This window comes from Enterobacter sp. DN (assembly GCF_046054285.1).
GTDB lineage: Bacteria > Pseudomonadota > Gammaproteobacteria > Enterobacterales > Enterobacteriaceae > Enterobacter > Enterobacter hormaechei_C.
Genome location: NZ_JBJJTG010000003.1, coordinates 137799 through 158655, shown reverse-complemented (window position 1 = coordinate 158655; position 20857 = coordinate 137799). Strand labels below are relative to the sequence as shown.

The 20857-nt window shown below is 56.4% G+C and carries 21 protein-coding genes; 9 read left to right on the top strand and 12 right to left on the bottom strand.

Annotation, left to right across the window (positions count from 1 at the left end; genetic code table 11):
• Positions 1 to 50: 50 nt before the first annotated feature.
• The 9 genes from ACJTMZ_RS09180 to ACJTMZ_RS09140 form a co-directional block, all read right to left on the bottom strand.
• Positions 51 to 1235, bottom strand: a complete 1185-nt coding sequence (locus ACJTMZ_RS09180) for an MFS transporter (RefSeq protein ID WP_017692795.1) — start codon at positions 1233 to 1235, stop codon at positions 51 to 53.
• 205 nt (positions 1236 to 1440) lie between these two features.
• Positions 1441 to 2436 carry a glycine betaine/L-proline ABC transporter substrate-binding protein ProX gene (gene proX / locus ACJTMZ_RS09175; protein WP_017382774.1) on the bottom strand — a complete coding sequence of 332 codons (996 nt, stop codon included), beginning with the start codon at positions 2434 to 2436 and terminating at the stop codon, positions 1441 to 1443.
• Positions 2437 to 2445: 9 nt separating this feature from the next.
• Positions 2446 to 3510: a glycine betaine/L-proline ABC transporter permease ProW gene (gene proW / locus ACJTMZ_RS09170; protein WP_015571659.1), complete on the bottom strand. Its 1065-nt coding sequence runs from the start codon at positions 3508 to 3510 to the stop codon at positions 2446 to 2448.
• Complete coding sequence (gene proV / locus ACJTMZ_RS09165; protein ID WP_252010962.1) at positions 3503 to 4705, bottom strand: glycine betaine/L-proline ABC transporter ATP-binding protein ProV; 1203 nt, start codon at positions 4703 to 4705, stop codon at positions 3503 to 3505. Before proV ends, proW begins: the two co-directional genes overlap by 8 nt.
• Positions 4706 to 5038: 333 nt before the next feature.
• On the bottom strand, positions 5039 to 5998 hold the full coding sequence (gene nrdF / locus ACJTMZ_RS09160; RefSeq protein ID WP_017382773.1) for a class 1b ribonucleoside-diphosphate reductase subunit beta: 960 nt from the start codon (positions 5996 to 5998) through the stop codon (positions 5039 to 5041).
• A gap of 9 nt (positions 5999 to 6007) precedes the next feature.
• Complete coding sequence (gene nrdE / locus ACJTMZ_RS09155; protein ID WP_032669334.1) at positions 6008 to 8152, bottom strand: class 1b ribonucleoside-diphosphate reductase subunit alpha; 2145 nt, start codon at positions 8150 to 8152, stop codon at positions 6008 to 6010.
• Positions 8125 to 8535 carry a class Ib ribonucleoside-diphosphate reductase assembly flavoprotein NrdI gene (gene nrdI, locus ACJTMZ_RS09150; RefSeq protein WP_408626913.1) on the bottom strand — a complete coding sequence of 137 codons (411 nt, stop codon included), beginning with the start codon at positions 8533 to 8535 and terminating at the stop codon, positions 8125 to 8127. The genes nrdE and nrdI overlap by 28 nt, the downstream gene beginning before the upstream one ends.
• On the bottom strand, positions 8532 to 8771 hold the full coding sequence (gene nrdH / locus ACJTMZ_RS09145; protein ID WP_017382770.1) for a glutaredoxin-like protein NrdH: 240 nt from the start codon (positions 8769 to 8771) through the stop codon (positions 8532 to 8534). Before nrdH ends, nrdI begins: the two co-directional genes overlap by 4 nt.
• A 243-nt stretch (positions 8772 to 9014) precedes the next feature.
• On the bottom strand, positions 9015 to 9341 hold the full coding sequence (locus ACJTMZ_RS09140) for a DUF883 domain-containing protein (protein WP_017382769.1): 327 nt from the start codon (positions 9339 to 9341) through the stop codon (positions 9015 to 9017).
• Positions 9342 to 9499: 158 nt separating this feature from the next.
• On the opposite strand from ACJTMZ_RS09140, the gene ACJTMZ_RS09135 reads away from it, so the two are divergent.
• Positions 9500 to 9844 carry a DUF2002 family protein gene (locus ACJTMZ_RS09135; RefSeq protein WP_006811693.1) on the top strand — a complete coding sequence of 115 codons (345 nt, stop codon included), beginning with the start codon at positions 9500 to 9502 and terminating at the stop codon, positions 9842 to 9844.
• Between the two features lie 32 nt (positions 9845 to 9876).
• On the opposite strand, the gene alaE is transcribed toward ACJTMZ_RS09135, so the two are convergent.
• Entirely contained in the window at positions 9877 to 10326 is a 450-nt protein-coding gene (gene alaE, locus ACJTMZ_RS09130) for an L-alanine exporter AlaE (protein WP_015571653.1), read from the bottom strand.
• Positions 10327 to 10822: 496 nt separating this feature from the next.
• Between alaE and stpA the strand changes: the two genes are divergently transcribed.
• Positions 10823 to 11227, top strand: a complete 405-nt coding sequence (stpA, locus tag ACJTMZ_RS09125) for a DNA-binding protein StpA (RefSeq protein WP_015571652.1) — start codon at positions 10823 to 10825, stop codon at positions 11225 to 11227.
• A 37-nt stretch (positions 11228 to 11264) separates the two neighbouring features.
• Here the strand turns inward: stpA and ACJTMZ_RS09120 are convergent, their stop codons facing one another.
• Positions 11265 to 11444 (bottom strand): hypothetical protein, encoded by a 180-nt coding sequence (locus ACJTMZ_RS09120; protein WP_015571651.1) that lies wholly within the window; start codon positions 11442 to 11444, stop codon positions 11265 to 11267.
• Between the two features lie 342 nt (positions 11445 to 11786).
• On the opposite strand from ACJTMZ_RS09120, the gene ACJTMZ_RS09115 reads away from it, so the two are divergent.
• Positions 11787 to 11945 carry a YqaE/Pmp3 family membrane protein gene (locus tag ACJTMZ_RS09115; protein WP_003862203.1) on the top strand — a complete coding sequence of 53 codons (159 nt, stop codon included), beginning with the start codon at positions 11787 to 11789 and terminating at the stop codon, positions 11943 to 11945.
• Here ACJTMZ_RS09115 and ACJTMZ_RS09110 read toward each other — a convergent pair.
• Positions 11942 to 12871, bottom strand: coding sequence for a LysR substrate-binding domain-containing protein (locus ACJTMZ_RS09110; RefSeq protein WP_023295311.1), 930 nt, complete (start codon positions 12869 to 12871; stop codon positions 11942 to 11944). The two genes, ACJTMZ_RS09115 and ACJTMZ_RS09110, sit on opposite strands and share 4 nt — an antisense overlap.
• Positions 12872 to 13191: 320 nt before the next feature.
• Between ACJTMZ_RS09110 and ACJTMZ_RS09105 the strand changes: the two genes are divergently transcribed.
• From ACJTMZ_RS09105 to ACJTMZ_RS09080, 6 genes are all read left to right on the top strand, one after another.
• On the top strand, positions 13192 to 13797 hold the full coding sequence (locus ACJTMZ_RS09105; RefSeq protein WP_015571649.1) for an ankyrin repeat domain-containing protein: 606 nt from the start codon (positions 13192 to 13194) through the stop codon (positions 13795 to 13797).
• Between the two features lie 108 nt (positions 13798 to 13905).
• Positions 13906 to 15447 (top strand): acyl-CoA synthetase FdrA, encoded by a 1542-nt coding sequence (gene fdrA / locus ACJTMZ_RS09100; protein WP_017382765.1) that lies wholly within the window; start codon positions 13906 to 13908, stop codon positions 15445 to 15447.
• Positions 15447 to 16862 (top strand): DUF1116 domain-containing protein, encoded by a 1416-nt coding sequence (locus tag ACJTMZ_RS09095; protein ID WP_408626912.1) that lies wholly within the window; start codon positions 15447 to 15449, stop codon positions 16860 to 16862. The genes fdrA and ACJTMZ_RS09095 overlap by 1 nt, the downstream gene beginning before the upstream one ends.
• A gap of 11 nt (positions 16863 to 16873) precedes the next feature.
• Positions 16874 to 18454, top strand: a complete 1581-nt coding sequence (locus ACJTMZ_RS09090; RefSeq protein ID WP_017382763.1) for a hypothetical protein — start codon at positions 16874 to 16876, stop codon at positions 18452 to 18454.
• Positions 18451 to 19407 (top strand): carbamate kinase family protein, encoded by a 957-nt coding sequence (locus ACJTMZ_RS09085; RefSeq protein ID WP_017692798.1) that lies wholly within the window; start codon positions 18451 to 18453, stop codon positions 19405 to 19407. Before ACJTMZ_RS09090 ends, ACJTMZ_RS09085 begins: the two co-directional genes overlap by 4 nt.
• A 1-nt stretch (position 19408) precedes the next feature.
• Positions 19409 to 20788, top strand: coding sequence for an amidohydrolase family protein (locus tag ACJTMZ_RS09080; RefSeq protein ID WP_163296743.1), 1380 nt, complete (start codon positions 19409 to 19411; stop codon positions 20786 to 20788).
• Positions 20789 to 20857 lie beyond the last annotated feature (69 nt).

The following is a 20857-nucleotide window of genomic DNA, read 5'->3' as shown; positions in this document are numbered from 1 at the left end:
ACAGATGCAGGCCCCCTTTACACCCCAGGGGGCCCAAAGCAATGTAAAACTTAGTGAATTGCTTCCTGACGGTGATAGCCGCGCCACCATACCAGCAGATTTATCGCCGCGACGATGGCGCCGATGGCGCACACGCCCGTCCAGCCCGCATGCTGCCAGGCGGAGGCTGAGATGAGCGAGCCCGCCGCGCCGCCGATAAAGTAGCTGGTCATGTACCCGGCCGTCAGACGGTTACGGGCATCCGGCTTCACGCGGTAAATCACGGTCTGGTTGGTGATATGTACACCCTGCACGGTGAGGTCGAGCACCAGAATACCGACAATCAGCGCCAGCACGGAGACGTGTCCGTACCAGATGGCCGCCCAGGAGAGCAGGAGTAAAACCAGCCCTGCGGAGGTGGTCATATGAGATTTGCCTTTGTCGGCCAGCCCACCCGCCGGGCGCGCGCCCAGTGCGCCAGCCGCGCCTGCCAGCCCGAACAGGCCAATCACGCCTTCTGAGTAGTTAAACGGCGGTGCGGCGAGCAGAAACGCCATCGACGTCCATAGGATGCTGAAGTTAGCGAAGGTGAGACACCCCAGAACGGCGCGCGTGCGCAGGAGTTTATCCCGGGTGAAGAGGCTGAAAACGGAGGCGAGGAGCTGCGGATAGTTCAGGTGATTTTCCTGCTTCACCTTTGGCAGGCCGCGCCACAGGGCCAGCGCCATGATAACCATCAGCACGCTCGCCACCCAGTAAACGGTGCGCCAGCCACCGAGGCTCGCCAGCAGCCCGGCAACGGTTCGCGCCAGCAGGATGCCCAGCAGCAGGCCGCTCATGATAGTGCCGACCACTTTGCCGCGTTTTTCCGGGGAAGCCAGCGTCGCGGCGAGGGGAACCAGAATTTGCGCCACCACCGAGAACAGCCCCGTCAGCGCGGTGCCGATAATCATCATCGTTAACGACTGGCTGCTGGCGGTGATCAACATCCCGCCCGCCGCCAGCAGCGTCATGGAGACGATAAGCATCCGGCGCTCAAACATATCGCCTAATGGCACCAGGAACAGCAGCCCGGCCGCATAGCCGAGCTGTGCGGCGGTGACAATAAACCCGGCGGAGCTGGCTGAAAGATCGAAGGCGCGTGCGATGGTGTCGAGCAGTGGTTGTGCGTAATAGTTGCTGGCGACGGCCAGACCCGTTGCCACGGACATTAAAAGGATGAGTGCGGGGCTAAGCCCTTGAGTTGTTTTTGTCATTAGTTTCAGGAATCGTGAGTTAAGTGATTATTTTTCCGGAAACATAATAACCAATGATGGTGAATGTTGGGGAATTGTTACGTGGTGGATTGTGCGGTTAAGGTTGGGTGCGGTTTGATCCCCTCACCCCGACCCTCTCCCAGGGGGAGAGGGTGGTCATCGTTCCCTCTTCCCCTGGGAGAGGGTTAGGGTGAGGGAAAATGTTTTACTTCTGCGCCTCAAGCGCCTCTTTCACCCAGCCATCGAACTGCTGCTGGTGGGCTTTGATCCAGCCATCCACGTGGCCTTTGATATCAGCTTCGGATGATTTACCCGCGTGCATCATCGCGTTCTGGGCGTTAATGTCTGCCAGCGGCAGTTTCATCACCGAGAACAGCTTCGCCGCCGCCGGGTTTTTCTCGGCCCAGGCTTTGTTCGCCACAATATGCATGGTGTTCACCGGGAAGCCATAGTTCATGCCGTTTGGCAGTTTGGTGTCGATATCTTTCTGCTCGCCTGGCAGGGAGGAGAAGGGCACCTGCAACCACACCACGTCTTTGCCCGGCTTCAGCACGTCGCTCACCCAGTACGGCGTCCAGGTGTAGTAGATCACCGGCTTTCCTTCTTTAAAGCGGGCGATGGTGTCGGCCATCATCGCAGAGTAATTGCCGTGGCTCACGTCGACGGTCTTCGCCAGATCGAAGGCTTTGTTCTGGTGGTTAATCACCGCTTCACAGCCCCAGCCCGGCGAACAGCCCATCATGTCGGCTTTACCGTCACCGTTGGTATCAAACAGTTTTGCGATCTTCGGATCTTTCAGCTGTTCAATATTGGTGATGTGATATTTATCGGCGGTTTTCTTGTCGATCAGATATCCCTGCGCAGCGCCGGTCACAAAGGTGCCTTCGCGGTAGAATTTCTTGTCACCGCCTGCGGCGGCATACATGTCGTCGTGCAGCGGCTGCCAGTTCACGGCGGTAAAGGTGGCATCACCGGAGGCAATGGAGGTATAGCCCACGTTGTAATCCACTTCGCTGGCGGTATTCACCGTATAGCCCAGTTTCTCCAGCGCACGGCTGACAATCTGGGTCTGGAAGGACTCTTCCGAAATGGTGCTCTGCACCGGCTGCACGGTAATGCCTTTGCCCGGCAGGTCAGCGGCAACTGCGCTGGTGGAGACAAGGGTCGCAAACGCTGTGGCAAAAAGTACGTTATGTCGCATCGTTGTTCCTTATTTTGTAAATGGGCGGGTGAGTAACCCGACAGGGCCGGTGGTGTACCAGCGACGGTTGCCGCGACTACGTGAATCACGACCGACAGCCTGGGTCAGGCGGTCAAGAATGATGGCGAGGATCACAATCCCGACGCCGCCGACGGTCGCCAGCCCCATATCGAGACGGCCAATGCCGCGCAGTACCATCTGACCTAACCCGCCAACGGCAATCATCGAGGCGATCACCACCATCGACAGCGCCAGCATCAGCGTCTGGTTAACACCTGCCATAATGGTCGGCATCGCCAGCGGAAGCTGAACCTTAAACAGCATCTGACGCGGGCTGGCGCCGAACGAGCGCGATGCCTCTATCAGATCCGCAGGCACCTGGTTAATGCCCAGAATGGTCAGGCGAATAATCGGTGGCAGGGCGAAGATTATGGTCACGACCACCCCCGGTACGTTACCGATGCCGAACAGCATCACAATAGGCACCAGGTAAACGAACGCTGGCGTGGTCTGCATCGCATCCAGCAGCGGGCGGATAATCTTCGCGGCCCGGGGGCTGCGCGCCAGCCAGATCCCCATCGGCAGGCCGATCACCACGCAGAACAGCAGGGCGGTCAGCACCAGCGCCAGGGTGATCATCGCCTGAGACCACGCGCCAATCGCGCCGATGGCAATCAGGGAGATGAGCGTGGCGATCCCCATACCCGCGCTGCCGAACTGCCATGCGATCAGCGAGAACAGGATAATCGCCACCGGCGCGGGCATGCCCAGCATCAGCTGCTGGAAGCCGTTCAGGATGTAATCCACCGGGATGCGGATCCCCTGGAACACCGGACGGAAGTGGGTAACGACCCAGTCGATCCCCTCCGTTACCCAGCTATCCAGCGGGATCAGCGTCTTGTGGAACGGATCCATAATATTGAAATGCTCTGGGGCAGGCGCTGGTGCGCTGTTGAGCCAGTCTGCCGCGCCGCCGCCATCGGCAGGCGCAGGCGTCGACCCCCACGCATCGGCAGATTGCGCCGCGCTGTCCGCTGCTTCAGTGGTGCCCCATGGGTTTGATTGATCAGCCATTGTTTGTCCCCTCGCGATCTAAAGCCTGTAGCAGCATCCGCTTTGAGATGATGCCAACGTACTGTTGTTCTTCACCGACGACCGGCACGGCGCACGGCGCCTGACCCACGTGAGAGAGCAACTCGCTGAGCGGCGTTTCGGCGTCCACGGCAAGCGGAGCGTCAATCAACGCTGCATCGATTCCCAGGTTTTCGCTCAGGGCGGTTTTCAGAGAGTCGATGGAGACCACGCCGACAAATTTATTGCCGCGTTCAACCAGATAACCGTATTCACGGTCTTCGTCCTGCAACAGCTTCAGCGCGGAGCGCGGGCCAAAACCTGGCGTTTTACGAAAAATGCCGTTTGGTGTTCGACGGGCAATATCTTTCGCACTGAATACGTGGCTAATATCCACGCCGCGGAAGAAGGTGCGCACATAATCATTCGCCGGATTATTGAGAATTTCATCCGGTGTGCCGACCTGCACCACTTCACCATTTTGCATAATGGCGATACGGTCGCCAATACGCATGGCTTCATCCAGATCGTGAGAAATAAAAACAATGGTGCGCTGATGTTTGGCCTGTAATTTTACCAGCTCATCCTGCATCTCGGTGCGAATTAAGGGATCGAGCGCTGAGAAGGCTTCGTCCATTAATAAGATGTCCGGATTAATCGCTAATGCGCGCGCTAATCCCACACGCTGACGCATACCGCCGGAGAGTTCATCCGGATACGCATGAGCATAATTTTCCAGCCCGACCTGACGCAGTGCATCAAGGGCTTTTTCCTGACGTTCCTGAGCGGGCGTGCCGGCTAACTCCATGCCAAAGGCGGTATTATCGAGTACCGTCATGTGCGGCATCAGTGCAAATGACTGAAACACCATCGCAATTTTCTTTCTGCGCACCTCACGGAGTTCGGCGTCTGATATTCTGGCGATATCCACGCCGTCTATCAGCACCTGTCCGCGGGTGGGTTCAATCAGGCGATTGAGAAGGCGAACCATAGTGGATTTACCCGAACCGGATAATCCCATGATGACAAAAATCTCGCCTTCTTCAATGGCCAGACTGGCGTCTTTAACGCCAAGCGATAGCCCGGTTTTTTCCAGAATTTGCTCTTTCGTAAGGCCTTTCTCAATATATTTGAATGCGCGCTGCGGGTGCTCGCCAAATACTTTATAAAGATTTTTCACTTCTAATTTAATTGCCATGCAATAGAGAGTGTCCTGTTATTTGTTTATGTCGATATGATTACCATGGTAAATAGTTAACTGGCATTACCCTAACATACTCAGAATCTGAGACAACCCTGGACCGGCCTGAGGCCGGAATTTTGCCGCAAGCGAAACGGCTGAATTTCCCATGAATAAAGGGCTGAGGGCGGTTTGAATTTTTCTCAATTTTTTGCTGTTGCATGGGAGAATTTCGCCTGAATCGGTGTGATTCAGGCGAATATGACGGGGAAATTACAGTGTAGTACGTAGTGGAATATTCGGCTGGAAATAATGAAATGCAGAGTTAATTAATGAACGTTAATTCATTCATTAAAAATCCCAGTCCTCGTCTTGCGTCTCCACAGCTTTACCCATCACGTACGACGAGCCGGACCCGGAAAAGAAGTCGTGGTTTTCATCGGCGTTGGGCGACAGCGCCGCGAGGATCGCCGGGTTCACCTCCGCCATTTCTGGTGGGAATAACGCTTCGTAGCCCAGGTTCATCAGCGCCTTGTTGGCGTTATAGCAGAGGAAAGCTTTTACGTCCTCTTCCCAGCCCGTTCCGGCGTACAGCTCTTCGGTATAGCTCAGCTCGTTGTCATACAGATCCATCAGTAAATCGAGGGCAAAACCTTTGAGTTCCTCGCGTTTTTCCGCGCTGACTTTCTCCAGCCCTTTCTGGTACTTATAGCCGATATAATACCCGTGTACCGCTTCATCCCGGATGATGAGGCGAATCAAATCGGCGGTGTTGGTGAGCTTGCCCCGGCTCGACCAGTACATAGGCAGCCAGAAGCCGGAATAGAAGAGGAAAGATTCCAGGAACACGCTGGCGATCTTCTTCTTCAGCGGCTCGTCGGCCCGGTAATATTCCAGCACCAGATCTGCCTTGCGCTGCAATGACGCGCTCTCTTCACTCCAGGCGTAGGCCGCGTCCACGTCTCTGGTCTGGCACAGGGTGGAGAAAATCGAGCTGTAGGAGCGGGCATGGACCGCCTCCATAAAGCTGATATTCGACATTACCGCCTCTTCGTGCGGGGTCAGCGCATCACTCATCAGCGCGGGCGCACCCACGGTATTCTGAATGGTGTCCAGCAGCGTCAGGCCGGTAAAGACGCGGATTGTCAGCTGCTGCTCGGCATGGCTCAGGGTTTGCCAGGCCGGAATATCGTTGGAGAGCGGGACCTTTTCCGGCAGCCAGAAGTTGCTGGTCAGGCGGTTCCAGACCTCCAGGTCTTTATCATCCTGAATTTTGTTCCAGTTAACGGCACTTACGCGTGACAGTTTCATCCTTTCTCCTTACAGCGCGCAGGACACGCAGCCTTCAATTTCGGTGCCTTCCAGCGCGAGCTGGCGCAGGCGAATGTAGTACAGCGTTTTGATGCCTTTCTTCCAGGCGTAGATCTGCGCTTTGTTGATATCCCGCGTGGTGGCGGTGTCCGGGAAGAAGAGCGTCAGTGACAGCCCCTGATCCACATGTTTAGTCGCCTCGGCGTAGGTATCAATGATCTTTTCCGGGCCAATCTCATAGGCGTCCTGGTACAGCGCCAGATTCTCGTTGGTCATAAACGGGGCAGGGTAGTAGACACGCCCGGTTTTGCCTTCCTTACGGATTTCAATCTTCGACACGATGGGGTGGATGCTCGACGTGGCGTGATTGATATAGGAAATGGAGCCGGTTGGCGGCACCGCCTGAAGGTTCTGGTTATAAATGCCGTAGCGCATCACCTCTTCACGCAGCTGTTGCCACATCTCACGCGTCGGCAGGGTGATGCCAGCGCGGGCAAACAGCGCGCGTACTTTTTCGGTTTTCGGCTGCCAGTCGCCTTCCAGATACTGGCTGAAATACTCTCCGCTGGCGTAGCGGGACTGCTCAAAGCCTGCGAACCGCTGGTGGCGTTCGCGCGCCAGCATCATCGAGGTATGCAGCGCATGCCAGGTGATGGTGTAGAAATAAAGGTTGGTGAAATCCAGCCCTTCCGGGCTACCGTAGGCGATGCCCTCCCGCGCCAGATAGCCGTGCAGGTTCATCTGCCCAAGGCCGATGGCATGCGACGCGGCGTTGCCCGCCTCAATGGACGGTACGCTGCGGATGTGGCTCATGTCCGATACCGCCGTCAGCCCGCGAATGGCGGTCTCTACCGTGCGGCCAAAATCGGGTGAATCCATGGTATGGGCAATATTTAGCGACCCGAGGTTACAGGAGATATCCTTGCCCACGTCCGCGTAGTCGAGGTTCTCGTCGTAGCTGGACGCGCTGTTGACCTGCAAAATCTCCGAGCACAGATTGCTCATGTTGATGCGCCCGGCAATCGGGTTCGCGCGGTTCACCGTGTCCTCGTACATGATGTACGGATAGCCGGACTCAAACTGAATTTCAGCCAGCGTCTGGAAGAAATCGCGGGCGTTGATGGTTTTTTTGCGAATGCGATCGTCGGCCACCAGCTCGTCGTACAGCTCGCTTATCGCCACGTCGCCAAAGGCTTTGCCGTAAATCCGCTCAACGTCATACGGTGAGAAGAGCGCCATGTCGGCATTCTCTTTAGCCAGCTTAAACGTGATATCCGGGATCACCACGCCGAGCGACAGGGTTTTGATGCGGATCTTTTCGTCGGCGTTTTCACGTTTGGTATCCAGAAAACGCAGAATGTCCGGGTGGTGCGCGTGCAGATAAACCGCGCCCGCGCCCTGACGTGCGCCGAGCTGGTTGGCGTATGAGAAGGCATCTTCCAGCATCTTCATCACCGGGATGACGCCGGAAGACTGGTTTTCGATGCGCTTGATTGGTGCGCCCGCTTCCCGCAGGTTCGAGAGCAGAAACGCCACGCCGCCGCCGCGTTTCGAAAGCTGTAGCGCCGAATTCACCGCACGGCCAATCGACTCCATATTGTCTTCAATACGCAGCAGGAAGCAGGAGACCAGTTCGCCGCGCTGGGCTTTCCCACAGTTAAGGAACGTTGGCGTGGCGGGCTGGAAGCGACCGGAGAGGATCTCCTCCGTGAGTCTTTCGGCCAGCGCTTCATCGCCCTGCGCCAGCGTCAGCGCCACCATCACCACCCGATCTTCAAAGCTTTCTAAATAGCGTTTGCCGTCAAAGGTTTTCAGGGTGTAGCTGGTGTAATACTTCCACGCGCCGAGAAACGTCTGGAAGCGAAAACCGCTGGCGTGCGCCCGTTCAAACAATGCCACCACGAAGGCGCGGTCGTAGCGTGTCAGGACACGCTCTTCGTAATAACCCTCTTTTACCAGCCAGTCGAGACGTTCCTGCTGGCTGCCAAAGACGACGCTGTTCGGGCGTACATGAGCGGCAAAAAAGGCGTCCACCGCCTCATGATCTTTGCCAAACTGAATGCGCCCCTCCCGGTCATAGAGGTTTAGCATGGCGTTTAATGCGTGGTAATCCGGCGTCGCCTGAATCACGCGTTCTGCGGTTGTCGTTGCCAAAATTCGTTCACTCCTTTACGCACGTTCTCTACGTCCTGCTGTGTCCCCATCAGTTCAAAACGATAGAGATACGGCACGCCGCATTTTTGAGAGATGACATCCCCGGCGCGGGCAAAGGCCTCGCCGAAGTTGCGATTGCCTGTGGCGATCACGCCGCGAATCAGCTGCCGGTTATGGGGATCGTTCAGAAAGCGGATCACCTGACGAGGCACAGCCCCTGCGGTGCCGCCACCTCCATAGCTGGGCACCACCAGAATGTAGGGTTCGTCTACCTGAATACGCTCCCGCTCGTTCAGCGGAATGCGTATCGCGGGCAGCCCGAGACGCTCCATAAACCGAAGCGTGTTTTCCGAGCTGCTGGAAAAGTAGACCAGCGTGCTCATGCACTGACGCCCTGAGCGGCAAGGCGGTTGATCATGTCCGGACGGAAGCCAGACCAGCTGGTGTCGCCGGCAACGACAACCGGAAGCTGACGGAAACCCTGCGCCCGCAGGGTGTCTGCCGCGTCGGGCACCTGATCAATATTGACCATCTCAAATGCCACGCCGCGGCTCTCCATCGCCCGTTTCGTGGCGTGGCACTGAACACAATCGTTACGAGTGTAAATAATAATGCTCATGATTCGTATTTCCATTTAGAATGAGAGAACGGCGCGAGTAAACGCGTCATGTTGTGTGTGTCTTTCTAAAGGGAATACTAGATGTAGTTGCGATAAGTTTCAACCACACAAGATATGGGAAATACAGATTAATAAGGCCCCAACGATGAGCCTGGCGGGGCAGGGCGGGCTGTGCGGGTTTTTCAGGCTGTCAGGCAAAGAAAAGCCCCGGCGCCTGAGGCGACCGGGGCTGAGAACGCGCGCTTACTTACGCAAGCTAAGCAGGGCGCCGACAAAAATCCCGACCGCCGCGACCGTTCCCAGCGTACAAAGTGGTTTTTCACGTACGAAGGTGGTGGCGCAGCTGGCCATGTCGCAGGCCGCCTGAGTGGTACGTGAGCGGCCATTCATCCTTGCCCGCGTTTCACGCAGCAGAGACTGAGCCTTACGTTTCGCGGCATCTGCTTCGTCCTTCGCGTCAGAGCCCCAGGATTTCAATACGGCTTCCAGCGTGTCCGCTAATTGGCTGACATCGTTACGAATATCCTGTGTGTCGTCATTAATATCGTTTCGGTTCGGTCTGTTAAACATACGATCCTCCATAATTTGTGTTCCCGTTTAGTTTAGTCCAGAAATGTAATATCTGAAGCGAGTCACGGCTTATCGGGCAGTTTATGGAATATTCTGAAAGCCCTGCTAATGCTGAATACTGTAAGGTTGCCGGGCAGGAATGATAATGAGGAAAAGATATGTATTTACGACCCGATGAGGTGGCGCGCGTTCTTGAAAAAGAAGGGTTCACCATGGATGAGGTAACATCAAAAGCGTACGGATATCGCCGTGGTGAGAATTATGTTTACGTCAACCGTGAAGCAAGAATGGGGCGTACTGCTCTCATTATTCACCCGACACTCAAAGACAGAAGCCTGTCATTTGCTGAGCCCGCCTCGGATATTAAAACCTGCGATCATTATCAGCAATTTCCGCTCTATTTAGGCGGCGAGACGCATGAACATTATGGTATTCCGCACGGTTTCAGCTCGCGTATGGCGCTGGAGCGGTTCCTGAAAGGGCTGTTTGGCGACGTACAATAACTCTGCGACTGGCCTGAGCCAGTCGCCTTACCTTACGCTTTTGCCTGGCTATAAGGGCTGACTTTAAACAGGCGGCGGCAGTAGTCAAGAAAGTAACCGTACACCGCACCCATCAGCATGGATACCACGATATTTGAACTTACCGCAGCGGCGATTTGATGCCAGTCTGCGCCCACCGTCAGCAAAATAACCACATACACCGGGGACTGGAACGTTACGTAAGCCAGCACGTCCGCCAGGTTTTTTACCCAACCCGCCGGGCTAATACGCCGGGCTAAACGCATCACTGCATCGCGATACAGGCCGTACGGCCAGGCAATCATGATATTCACCGGAATGGCCACCAGGCGCGACGAGAGGGATTGCTCAAAGGACATTCCCGACAGGAAAATTTCAATCAGCATATTCACGACGGAACAGTAAACGACCATCGCGAACGTATCCGCTACCGCATGGCGCAGGCGAGACTGCGGTGAGAACATGTCTGAACTCCTCGAACAGGACAAAAAAGTGGCGTTTTACCTGCGGCCCTTAGTGCTTTAGGTTGGTTTGCTATGAGTGTATAGCGTATCTCTCTGGCTTTTAACTAACAAGTAGTGATTAATTTTTATTTGCAGGCGCTTTGGCCATAAAATTCTCTAAAGTTGTGCGTTTTTTGCGCGCTTCGTTATTTTCTCTCCCTGTCTATATTTTATTAAAATAAATCAATGGATTAGCTTATCAGTGCGCGTGTAAAACCTCTGTTGTGTGGGAGAGTGGAGGCGGTTTTTTGAACTGTTTTAAACAGGGGTTTTTGGCCTGGGGAAGGGCGGTATATTACGCATTAAAACAGACATATATTTCGGGGTTATATTAACGGGATATTCTAAAACATTTACAATAATGTCAAAACGTCAGGGTGGGTAGATATCAGAACAAAAATCAATTATTCTGTTGCCTGATTTATGTTATACACACGAAGAAAGGTTTTTCATTATTATGGCTTTAACGTTACAGAATCTTAATAATATTCGTACCCTCCGGGCGCTGGCACGTGAATTATCCATGGATGTTCTGGAAGAAGTGCTGGAAAAATTCCGGATTGTCACTGAAGAAAAACGCAGCGAGCAGGCTGAATTAGAGCGTCAACGCGCTGAACAGCAGGATAAAATTAATGCTCTGCTGGAACTGATGAAAGCTGACGGTATTTCTCCGAGCGATCTGTTAGGCAGTGATCTGGCGCAGGCGGGTCAGCCGACGAAAAAACGTAAAGCGCGTGCGGCGAAATATCGTTTTACTGACGCGAACGGTGAAGAAAAAACCTGGACCGGCCAGGGGCGTACGCCAAAGCCAATTGCAACCGCACTGGCAAACGGTAAATCGCTGGACGATTTCCTGATCTGATGATTATTCGGGCGGTGTATTCCGCCCGATTATTGACTTAGCAGACGCCAAAGTCACCGTCTTCGGAGTACAGAACCACGTCCGCCGCTTTCAGGTGATATTTCTCGCCCTGCTCATTGCTGGCCTGCACAGCCACAATGTTTTCACCATTCACTTCGAGCACTTTCAGTTTCGGACCGCCCTGACGCGGTTGGACATAATCACCGACAGAAAACATAGCACCTCCTCATCATTGTCATGATCTTCACCATAGCCCACGTCCGGGGGCGGGGTACAGCCTAATCTTTCAGATACTCCTTATCAGGTACGTCGGTTCCACGGCATCACTTTCAGCAATCAGCGCGTTTGCCTGCTGCGGCGAAATAAGAGAAAGAGACATTGCGTTTCCTTAAGGTCAATTTCAGAACAGTAGAGCATTTAAGGCGGGGGTTTAAGCCAGTGTAAAGAGGGTAAAGGCAGGTAAAAGCGCGAGAGACGCATGGCAGTTAACCGTAAACTGGCTACGCTTAGAGAAGTGTCTTTTATAATTTTCAATTGGTTAGCTTGCACGGAGTTTTTTATGGGTTTTTGGCGCGTTGTTTTTACGATTATTCTCCCGCCGCTGGGCGTGCTGCTTGGCAAGGGGCTGGGCTGGGCGTTTATTCTGAATATCCTTCTGACCATCCTGGGCTACTTCCCCGGTCTTATCCACGCGTTTTGGGTTCAGACGAAGAGCTAGGTACGCCACAGTAAGTCACTGTAGATCCGGGTCAGCACGCCTTCCGGGCCAAACTGCTGTTTGATCCAGCGCGTGACCTGACCGGTCGCCGCATGCTGCGTGGCGAGCAGCATGCGCGAATCCTGACGTGGATTATTGATCCGCCGCGTTACCAGCAGCCCTTCCTCCACCGCCTCACGCGTCATATATTCCGGTAAAAAGCCAATACCTTCCCCCAGGATCTGACACTGGCATTTCGTGTTGAAGTCCGGCACCAGAATCGCCTCCTGACCGTGAAGCAGCCAGCCCACCTTCTTGTTGATGGTATGCGCGGTGTCCTCGACCATGATATTGGGATACAGACGCAGCTGACTTTCGGAAATGGGCTCCGGGGCGAACGCCAGCGGATGCGTGGGCGCGATGGCAAATACCCAGCGGATCGCCCCTATCTCGGTGTAATCAATGCCGCCGCCGTCCAGCAGCGTATCCGGCGCGCCAATGGCGATATTGGCCTGATTATTAATGATGGAATCCCAGACGCCGTTATACACCTCGGTCGTCACTGTGATCTGGCAGGTGGGAAACTGTTTTTTCAGCACCTGGAGCAAACGCGCGGTATGGCGTGGCGTATACAAAAGCTGGTTTATGCAGATGCGCACCCGCGTCTCAATGCCCTGAGAAATGGTATCAATCCCGCGCTTGATGGCATGAAAGTCATTCAGCAGGTCGGTCGCTTTACGATAAAAATAAAAACCGGATTCGGTCAGCTCAATGCTGCGCGTGTTGCGTACAAACAGCACCACGTCCAGTCCGGTCTCCATGCGTTTGATGGTGTAACTGATGGCGGAGGTGGTTACGCCCAGCTCGGCAGCCGCTTTGCTAAAACTGCCAAAACGTGCCGCGGTGGTGAAGGCCAGCAAATTCTCTTCGGTAAAGATGGAATTCATATTATGGCTCCTGGTGACCATCAGTTTTGAACATATTTTAACAGCGGCGTTACATCATAGTTGATGTCGATCACAGTTCTGGATTTTTACGTAGAACCGCGCTGTGTAAGGCTTTTTCAGCCATAAGGATAATGCACCCTGAAGCGCGTAAAAGCGGTAAAACATAAGAAAAAGGTTGCACAGACGCACATTTCTCCCGGACCGTTGAATTTAACTCAACAATGAATTGCGTGTCGATGAATCATTTTTAAGCGGATTCTTTTATGACCAGGCTGTTGCTATTCTCAGGTCATCAGAAGTGAAACATAGGGAGTCTGAATATGTCTGCAACTGCACTGGTTACAGAATTTCTGCTGGCGGCAGAAGAGGGCAATATCGACGCGCTAAAAGCCTGCCTGGAGAAAGGCGTGGATATTAACGCGACCAACCGCCAGAAAAGAACCGCCATTATTATTGCCAGCCTGAAAAAGCATTACGCCTGTGTGGAGTTTTTAATTGCCGCCGGGGCGGATATCGATAAACAGGACCAGACCTGTTTTAACCCCTTCCTGATCGGCTGCCTGACCAATGATTTAACCCTGCTGCGCATTGTCCTTCCGGCAAATCCGGATCTCGATCGTCTGACGCGCTTTGGCGGCGTGGGCATTACCCCTGCCAGTGAAAAAGGGCACGTTGAAATCGTGCGTGAGCTGCTGGAAAAAACCGACATCAACGTCAACCACACCAATTTTGTCGGCTGGACGCCGCTGCTGGAGGCCATCGTATTAAACGACGGCGGCGCAAAGCAGCAGGAAATTGTGAAGCTGCTGCTCGATCACGGCGCGAACCCGCACATGACCGATAAATACGGCAAAACCCCGCTCGAACTGGCGCGGGAAAAAGGCTTCAACGCGATCGCAGACCTGCTGCTGGCGGCAGGCGCATAGTGCATTCGGTCAGCCTTCCCCTGGCTGGCCGTTAATCAATAAACGCATTGTTACCGACGTGCATTTAGCACGACGGCGGCCCCCTTTTATCTTAAACAGGTGAAAATAATGCCAACCAAAATCGTCATAAAAAAGAATACGTATTTCGATTCGGTTTCCTTAATGTCGGTTTCCACCAAAGCCAATAAATTGCCGGGCGTCGAGCAGGCGTTTGTGGCGATGGCGACGGAAATGAACAAAGGGGTATTAAAAAACCTCGGGCTATTAACGCCGGAATTAACGGACGCGAAAAACGGCGACCTGATGATCGTTATTAAAGGCGACGCGGCGAATGAGGAAACCCTCGCCGCCATTGAAGCGTTATTCACGCGTAAAGAGCGCACTGGCTCCCATGAAGCACGCTACGCGACGATTGCCAGCGCCAAAACCCATCGTCCGGACAGCAACCTTGCGGTGATTTCCGTCAACGGCACCTTCGCCGCACGGGAAGCGCGCCAGGCGCTGGAAAACGATCTTAACGTGATGCTGTTCTCCGATAACGTATCGCTCGACGACGAGCTGGCGCTGAAGCAGCTGGCGCATGAAAAGGGTCTGCTGATGATGGGGCCAGACTGCGGCACCGCCATTATCAACGGCGCGGGGCTGTGCTTCGCCAATGCGGTGCGTCGCGGGCAGATTGGCATCGTTGGTGCCTCCGGCACCGGCAGCCAGGAGCTGAGCGTGCGCATTCACGAGTTCGGCGGCGGCGTGTCGCAGCTGATTGGCACCGGCGGACGCGATCTCAGCGAGAAGATCGGCGGCCTGATGATGCTCGATGCCATCGACATGCTGGAGGCGGACGACGCGACCCGGGTGATAGCGCTCATCTCCAAACCGCCTGCACCCGCGGTGGCTGAGAAAGTACTGGCCCGGGCACGCGCCTGCCGCAAGCCTGTGGTTGTGTGCTTCCTGGGCCGCAACGAACCGCCTGCCGATGAAGACCGTTTACAGTTTGCTCGTGGCACCAAAGAGGCGGCCCTGAAAGCGGTGCTGCTTACCGGCATTAAAAAAGACACCCTGGATTTACATCCGCTCAACTGGCCGCTAATCGAAGAGGTACGCGCCCGCCTGACGCCGCAGCAGAAGTACATTCGCGGCCTGTTCTGCGGCGGCACCCTGTGCGACGAAGCGATGTTTGCCGCGCTGGAGAAGTTTGACGATGTTTACAGCAACATCCAGCCGGACCCGGCCAGGCGTCTGAAAGATATCAGCGTCAGCCAGACCCACACCTTCCTTGATTTCGGTGACGATGACTTCACCAACGGCAAGCCACACCCGATGATCGACCCGACCAACCGCATCAGCCGCCTGCTACAGGAGGCGCGCGATCCGCAGGTGGGGGTGATCGTGATGGATTTCGTGCTCGGCTTTGGCGCGCATGACGATCCGGTGGGGGTGATGATCGAGGCGATCAAAGAGGCACAGGCGATCGCGAAAGCCGACAACCGTCCGCTGGAAATTCTCGGCTACGTGCTCGGCACCGATCAGGATCCGCAGTCGTTGGCGCAGCAGTGCCAGCTGCTGACTGACGCAGGCGTCATCTGGGCCAGCAGCAGCACCAATACCGGATTACTGGCACGCGAATTTGTCTGCAAAGGGGAGAGAGCATAATGACGACCTTATTCAACCAGCCGCTGAACGTGATTAACGTCGGGATTGCGATGTTCAGCGACGACCTCAAAAAACAGCACGTTCCCGTGACCCATCTCGACTGGACGCCGCCGGGGCAGGGCAATATGCAGGTGGTGGACGCGCTGGATCGGCTGGCGGAAAAACCGCTCGCGGAGAAAATTGCCGCCGCGAACAAAATTGCCCTTGAGCGGATTATTCAGTCCCATCCGGTGCTGGTGGGCTATGACCAGGCGATCAACGTGGTGCCGGGCATGACCCGCACGACCATTCTGCACGCCGGTCCGCCTGTTACCTGGGAAAACATGTGCGGGGCGATGAAGGGCGCGGTTACCGGCGCGCTGGTGTTTGAAGGGCTGGCGACGGATCTGGAAGACGCCGCAAGGCTGGCGGCGTCAGGCGACATCACCTTCTCGCCGTGCCACGAGCACGACTGCGTGGGCTCCATGGCGGGCGTCACCTCCGCGTCGATGTTTATGCACATCGTTGAGAACAAAACCTACGGCAACCGCGCCTTCACCAACCTCAGCGAGCAGATGGCGAAGATCCTGCGCATGGGGGCTAACGACCAGAGCGTGATCGACCGCCTGAACTGGATGCGCGACGTGCTCGGCCCGATGCTGCGCGACGCGATGAAGATTATCGGCGAAATCGACCTGCGCCTGATGCTGGCCCAGGCGCTGCACATGGGCGACGAGTGCCACAACCGCAACAACGCGGGCACCACGCTGCTTATTCAGGCGCTGACGCCGGGGCTGATCCAGGCGGGCTATCCGGTGGCGCAGCAGCGTGAAGTGTTCGAGTTTGTCGCCAGCAGCGACTACTTCTCCGGTCCGACGTGGATGGCGATGTGTAAGGCCGCGCTGGATGCCGCCCACGGCATTGAGTACAGCACCGTCGTCACCACCATGGCGCGCAACGGCTACGAGTTCGGCCTGCGCGTTTCCGGCCTGCCGGGGCAGTGGTTCACCGGCCCGGCGCAGCAGGTGATCGGCCCGATGTTCGCGGGCTATAAGCCGGAAGACTCCGGGCTGGATATCGGCGACAGCGCGATTACCGAAACCTACGGCATCGGCGGCTTTGCAATGGCGACGGCCCCGGCCATCGTTGCGCTGGTGGGCGGCACGGTGGAGGAAGCCATCGATTTTTCTCGCCAGATGCGCGAAATCACCCTCGGCGAAAACCCGAACGTCACCATTCCGCTGCTGTCTTTTATGGGCATCCCGACCGCCATCGACATCACGAAGGTCGCGGGCAGCGGCATTCTGCCGGTCATTAATACCGCCATTGCCCACAAGGACGCCGGGATCGGCATGATTGGGGCGGGCATCGTTCACCCGCCGTTTAGCTGTTTTGAAAAGGCGCTGTTAACCTTCCGCGATCGCTACGTTCTATAAGGTATGCATCCATGAAAAACATGAAACTGGAGTGGAAAAGAGGTGACTGGGCAGCTTATTTCGGGTTGATGACCAACAACCTGACCAATTTGCTGACCATGATGGGGCTGCTCATTTTTGTCGTCGGCATCCCGAAGGAGATTGTTTATGGACGCATCGCGCCAGCCTTCGGGCTGGCGGTGCTGGTGGCGAGTCTTTGCTATACGTGGTTTGGCCTGCAAATGGCGCGCGCCACCGGACGAACGGACGTCACCGCGCTGCCGTCCGGCCCAAGCGCGCCGTCGATTTTTACCGTGACCTTCCTGGTCTTAATGCCGGTTTACCAGCAAACCGGCGATGCGGATTTCGCGATTCAGATTGGCCTGGTGTGGTGCTTTGTGGAAGCGATGATCCTCGCGGGCGGTTCCTTCCTGGGGGAAACCATCCGCAAGATGATCCCGCGTACCGTGCTGCTGTCGTGCCTGTCCGGTCTTGGCCTGCTGCTGCTGGCGATGAACCCGATGTTGCAGGCGTTCGAAGCGCCGACCGTGTCGTTTATCGTCCTGCTGCTGATCTTCATTAACTGGTTCGGTAAAAAGCCGATTTTCGCCAAAATCCCGACCGGCCTGCTGCTGTTAATTGCCGGTACTCTGCTTGCGTGGATCTCCGGCCTGCAAAGCCCGGATGCCATTAAAACGTCCATGTCATCATTCGGCTTTAACCCGCCAGAAGTGCACGTGGACAGCTTCATGCAGGGACTGCCGCACGCGCTGCCGTATCTGGCGTCCGCCGTACCGCTGGGGCTGGCGAACTACATCTTTGACCTGGAGAACATCGAAAGCGCCCACGCGGCGGGGGATGAATACCCGACCCGCAAGGTAATGCTGGCGAACGGTCTGGCCTCGATGCTCGGCTGCCTGATGGGCAATCCGTTCCCGGTCACGGTCTACGTCGGCCATCCTGGCTGGAAAGCGATGGGCGCCAGCATCGGCTACACCCTGGCGTCCGGCGTGACCATGTTCATCGTGCCGCTGTTCGGGCTGGGGGCCTTTATGCTCGCCATCATACCGATGACCGCCATCGTGCCGATTCTGGTGTTTATCGGCGTCGTCACCGCCAACCAGGTGGTGAGGGAGACCCCGAAAGTGGAGGTGCCCGTCATCTTCATCTGCCTGTTCCCGTGGATCGCCAACTGGGCGCTGACCATGATGAACAGCGTGATGAGCGCGGCGGGGACCAGCGCGGCGAAAATCGGCACCGACGTGCTGCACAGCAAGGGGATCTACTACGAAGGCCTGATGCATCTCGGCAACGGCGCGCCGCTCGCCAGCATGCTCTGGGGCTGTATCGCCATTTTCGCCATCCTCAACAAACCGCTGCGTGGGGCCGTCGCGGCGGCCGGTGGAGCGCTGCTGGCGCTGTTTGGGGTGATCCACGCGCCGGTGGTGGGCTTTGCCGAGGGCAGTTCCCTGATGTTCGTCACGGCCTACCTGATGATGGGCGGGATGTTTGTGGTGAAGCATGTGCTGGATACCTCTGTTAATCCCCCTCTCCCTGTGGGAGAGGGCCGGGATGAGGGCACCAGAACGCACCTTCTAAAGGAAACAAAATGAAAGAGCTTATGGTCGTCGCCATCGGCGGCAACAGCATTATCAAAGACAACGCCAGCCAGTCGATTGAGCATCAGGCGCAGGCGGTCAAAGCGGTGGCTGAGTCGGTGCTCGAAATGCTGGCTTCGGACTATGACATCGTGCTCACCCACGGCAATGGCCCGCAGGTGGGGCTGGATCTGCGCCGCGCCGAAATCGCCCACGAGCGGGAAGGACTGCCGCTGACCCCGCTGGCAAACTGCGTGGCGGATACCCAGGGCGGGATCGGCTACCTGATCCAGCAGGCGCTCAACAACCGCCTGGCGGCGCGCGGGGAACAAAAAGCGGTCACGGTCGTCACCCAGGTGGAGGTGGATAAAAACGATCCTGGTTTTACGCACCCGACGAAACCCATCGGCGCGTTTTTCAGCGAGGCGCAGCGCGACGAACTGCAACTTGCGCACCCGGACTGGCATTTTGTTGAGGATTCAGGCCGGGGCTATCGCCGCGTGGTGGCTTCACCGCAGCCGCGGCGCATCGTTGAGTCGGATGCCATCAAGGCGCTGACGCAGAAAGGATTTGTGGTGATCGGCGCGGGCGGCGGAGGCATTCCTGTGGTGCGCAGTGAACAGGGCGATTACCAGAGCGTGGACGCGGTGATAGATAAAGATCTCTCCACCGCGCTGCTGGCGCGCGAGATCCGCGCCGACGTGCTGGTGATCACCACCGGCGTGGAGAAAGTGTGCATCCACTTCGGCAAGCCGAATCAACAGGCGCTGAGCACTGTGAACGTGGCGCAGATGACGCGCTACATGGAAGAAGGGCATTTTCCGGCGGGCAGCATGTTGCCGAAAATCGTCGCCTCGCTGGAATTTTTACGCCATGGCGGCAGGCGGGTGATCATTACCTCGCCGGACTGCCTGCCCGCGGCGCTGCGCGGTGAAACGGGTACCCACATTGTTAATGAAGGAAGATAAGATGAGTGAGAATAAAAGCCGCCGCGAGTTTATCAGCCAGAGCGGCAAAATGGTTACCGCCTGCGCGCTGTTTGGCGCCACGGGTTCCGTCGCGTATGCTGCCGATTCAGCAAAGGCAACCTGCGAGACGGGTAAACCGATGAACATCACCGCAAAACATTACTATCTCGACAACGTGCTGCTGGAAGCCGGGTTTAACTTCGACGGCAGCGTGGCGACAAGTACCCGCACCGAGCTGAAAACGCTGGAAATCAAAGACGGGAAAATCGTCGCCCTGCGCGACAACAACAGCCACGCGGACGCGACCCTGCCGCACTTCGACGCGGGCAAAAAGCTGATGCTCCCGGCGATGCGCGACATGCACATCCATCTGGATAAAACCTTCTACGGCGGCCCGTGGCGCTCCCTGAACCGTCCGGCGGGCACCACCATTCAGGACATGATCCGCCTGGAGCAGAAGCTGCTGCCGGAGTTACAGCCCTACACGCAAGAACGCGCCGAAAAGCTGATCGACCTGCTCCAGTCCAAAGGGTCCACCATCGCCCGCAGCCACTGCAACATAGAGCCGGTTTCCGGCCTGAAAAACCTGGAAAATTTGCAGGCGGTACTGGCGCGCCGAAGCCCAGGTTTTGACTGTGAAATCGTTGCCTTCCCGCAGCACGGCCTGCTGCTGTCTCATTCTGAAAAGCTGATGCGCGAGGCGATGCAGGCGGGGGCGCATTACGTGGGCGGGCTGGACCCGACCAACGTCGACGGCGCGATGGAGAAATCCCTCGACACCATGTTCCAGATTGCGCTGGATTATGACAAAGGGGTGGATATCCATCTGCATGAAACCAGCCCGGCGGGCGTGGCGGCGGTGAACTACATGGTACAAACCGTGGAGAAAACGCCGGCGCTGAAGGGGAAGCTGACCATCAGCCACGCCTTCGCCCTGGCGACGCTTAACGAGCAAGGGGTGGATGAGATCGCCACCCGCATGGCGGCACAACAGGTGACCATCGCCTCCACCGTGCCGATTGGCACTCTGCACATGCCGCTGAAGCAACTGCGTGATAAAGGCGTGTTTGTCATGACCGGTACCGACAGCGTGATCGACCACTGGTCGCCGTACGGTCTGGGGGACATGCTGGAGAAAGCCAACCTCTATGCACAGCTCTATATTCGCCCGAATGAGCAGACGCTTTCGCGTGCGCTGGGCATCGCCACCGGCGACGTACTGCCGCTGAACGACAAAGGCGAGCGCGCGTGGCCGAAAGCGCAGGATGACGCCAGCTTTGTGCTGGTGGATGCCTCCTGTTCCGCCGAGGCCGTGGCACGCATCTCTCCGCGTACCGCGACGTTCCATAAGGGGAGTCTGGTCTGGGGCTCTGTGGGCTAATGTGGTGCCGGGTGGCGCTGCGCTTACCCGGCCTACGGTTCGGAGATTTTGTAGGTCGGGTAAGGCGAA

What these genes read in the sequence shown, in the direction of transcription:
- ACJTMZ_RS09180 (WP_017692795.1), bottom strand. Translation starts at nt 1,235, where the DNA reads ATGACAAAAACAACTCAAGGGCTTAGCCCCGCACTCATCCTTTTAATG.
- proX (WP_017382774.1), bottom strand. Translation starts at nt 2,436, where the DNA reads ATGCGACATAACGTACTTTTTGCCACAGCGTTTGCGACCCTTGTCTCC.
- proW (WP_015571659.1), bottom strand. Translation starts at nt 3,510, where the DNA reads ATGGCTGATCAATCAAACCCATGGGGCACCACTGAAGCAGCGGACAGC.
- proV (WP_252010962.1), bottom strand. Translation starts at nt 4,705, where the DNA reads ATGGCAATTAAATTAGAAGTGAAAAATCTTTATAAAGTATTTGGCGAG.
- nrdF (WP_017382773.1), bottom strand. Translation starts at nt 5,998, where the DNA reads ATGAAACTGTCACGCGTAAGTGCCGTTAACTGGAACAAAATTCAGGAT.
- nrdI (WP_408626913.1), bottom strand. Translation starts at nt 8,535, where the DNA reads ATGAGCACGCTGGTCTACTTTTCCAGCAGCTCGGAAAACACGCTTCGG.
- nrdH (WP_017382770.1), bottom strand. Translation starts at nt 8,771, where the DNA reads ATGAGCATTATTATTTACACTCGTAACGATTGTGTTCAGTGCCACGCC.
- ACJTMZ_RS09140 (WP_017382769.1), bottom strand. Translation starts at nt 9,341, where the DNA reads ATGTTTAACAGACCGAACCGAAACGATATTAATGACGACACACAGGAT.
- ACJTMZ_RS09135 (WP_006811693.1), top strand. Translation starts at nt 9,500, where the DNA reads ATGTATTTACGACCCGATGAGGTGGCGCGCGTTCTTGAAAAAGAAGGG.
- alaE (WP_015571653.1), bottom strand. Translation starts at nt 10,326, where the DNA reads ATGTTCTCACCGCAGTCTCGCCTGCGCCATGCGGTAGCGGATACGTTC.
- stpA (WP_015571652.1), top strand. Translation starts at nt 10,823, where the DNA reads ATGGCTTTAACGTTACAGAATCTTAATAATATTCGTACCCTCCGGGCG.
- ACJTMZ_RS09120 (WP_015571651.1), bottom strand. Translation starts at nt 11,444, where the DNA reads ATGTTTTCTGTCGGTGATTATGTCCAACCGCGTCAGGGCGGTCCGAAA.
- ACJTMZ_RS09115 (WP_003862203.1), top strand. Translation starts at nt 11,787, where the DNA reads ATGGGTTTTTGGCGCGTTGTTTTTACGATTATTCTCCCGCCGCTGGGC.
- ACJTMZ_RS09110 (WP_023295311.1), bottom strand. Translation starts at nt 12,871, where the DNA reads ATGAATTCCATCTTTACCGAAGAGAATTTGCTGGCCTTCACCACCGCG.
- ACJTMZ_RS09105 (WP_015571649.1), top strand. Translation starts at nt 13,192, where the DNA reads ATGTCTGCAACTGCACTGGTTACAGAATTTCTGCTGGCGGCAGAAGAG.
- fdrA (WP_017382765.1), top strand. Translation starts at nt 13,906, where the DNA reads ATGCCAACCAAAATCGTCATAAAAAAGAATACGTATTTCGATTCGGTT.
- ACJTMZ_RS09095 (WP_408626912.1), top strand. Translation starts at nt 15,447, where the DNA reads ATGACGACCTTATTCAACCAGCCGCTGAACGTGATTAACGTCGGGATT.
- ACJTMZ_RS09090 (WP_017382763.1), top strand. Translation starts at nt 16,874, where the DNA reads ATGAAAAACATGAAACTGGAGTGGAAAAGAGGTGACTGGGCAGCTTAT.
- ACJTMZ_RS09085 (WP_017692798.1), top strand. Translation starts at nt 18,451, where the DNA reads ATGAAAGAGCTTATGGTCGTCGCCATCGGCGGCAACAGCATTATCAAA.
- ACJTMZ_RS09080 (WP_163296743.1), top strand. Translation starts at nt 19,409, where the DNA reads ATGAGTGAGAATAAAAGCCGCCGCGAGTTTATCAGCCAGAGCGGCAAA.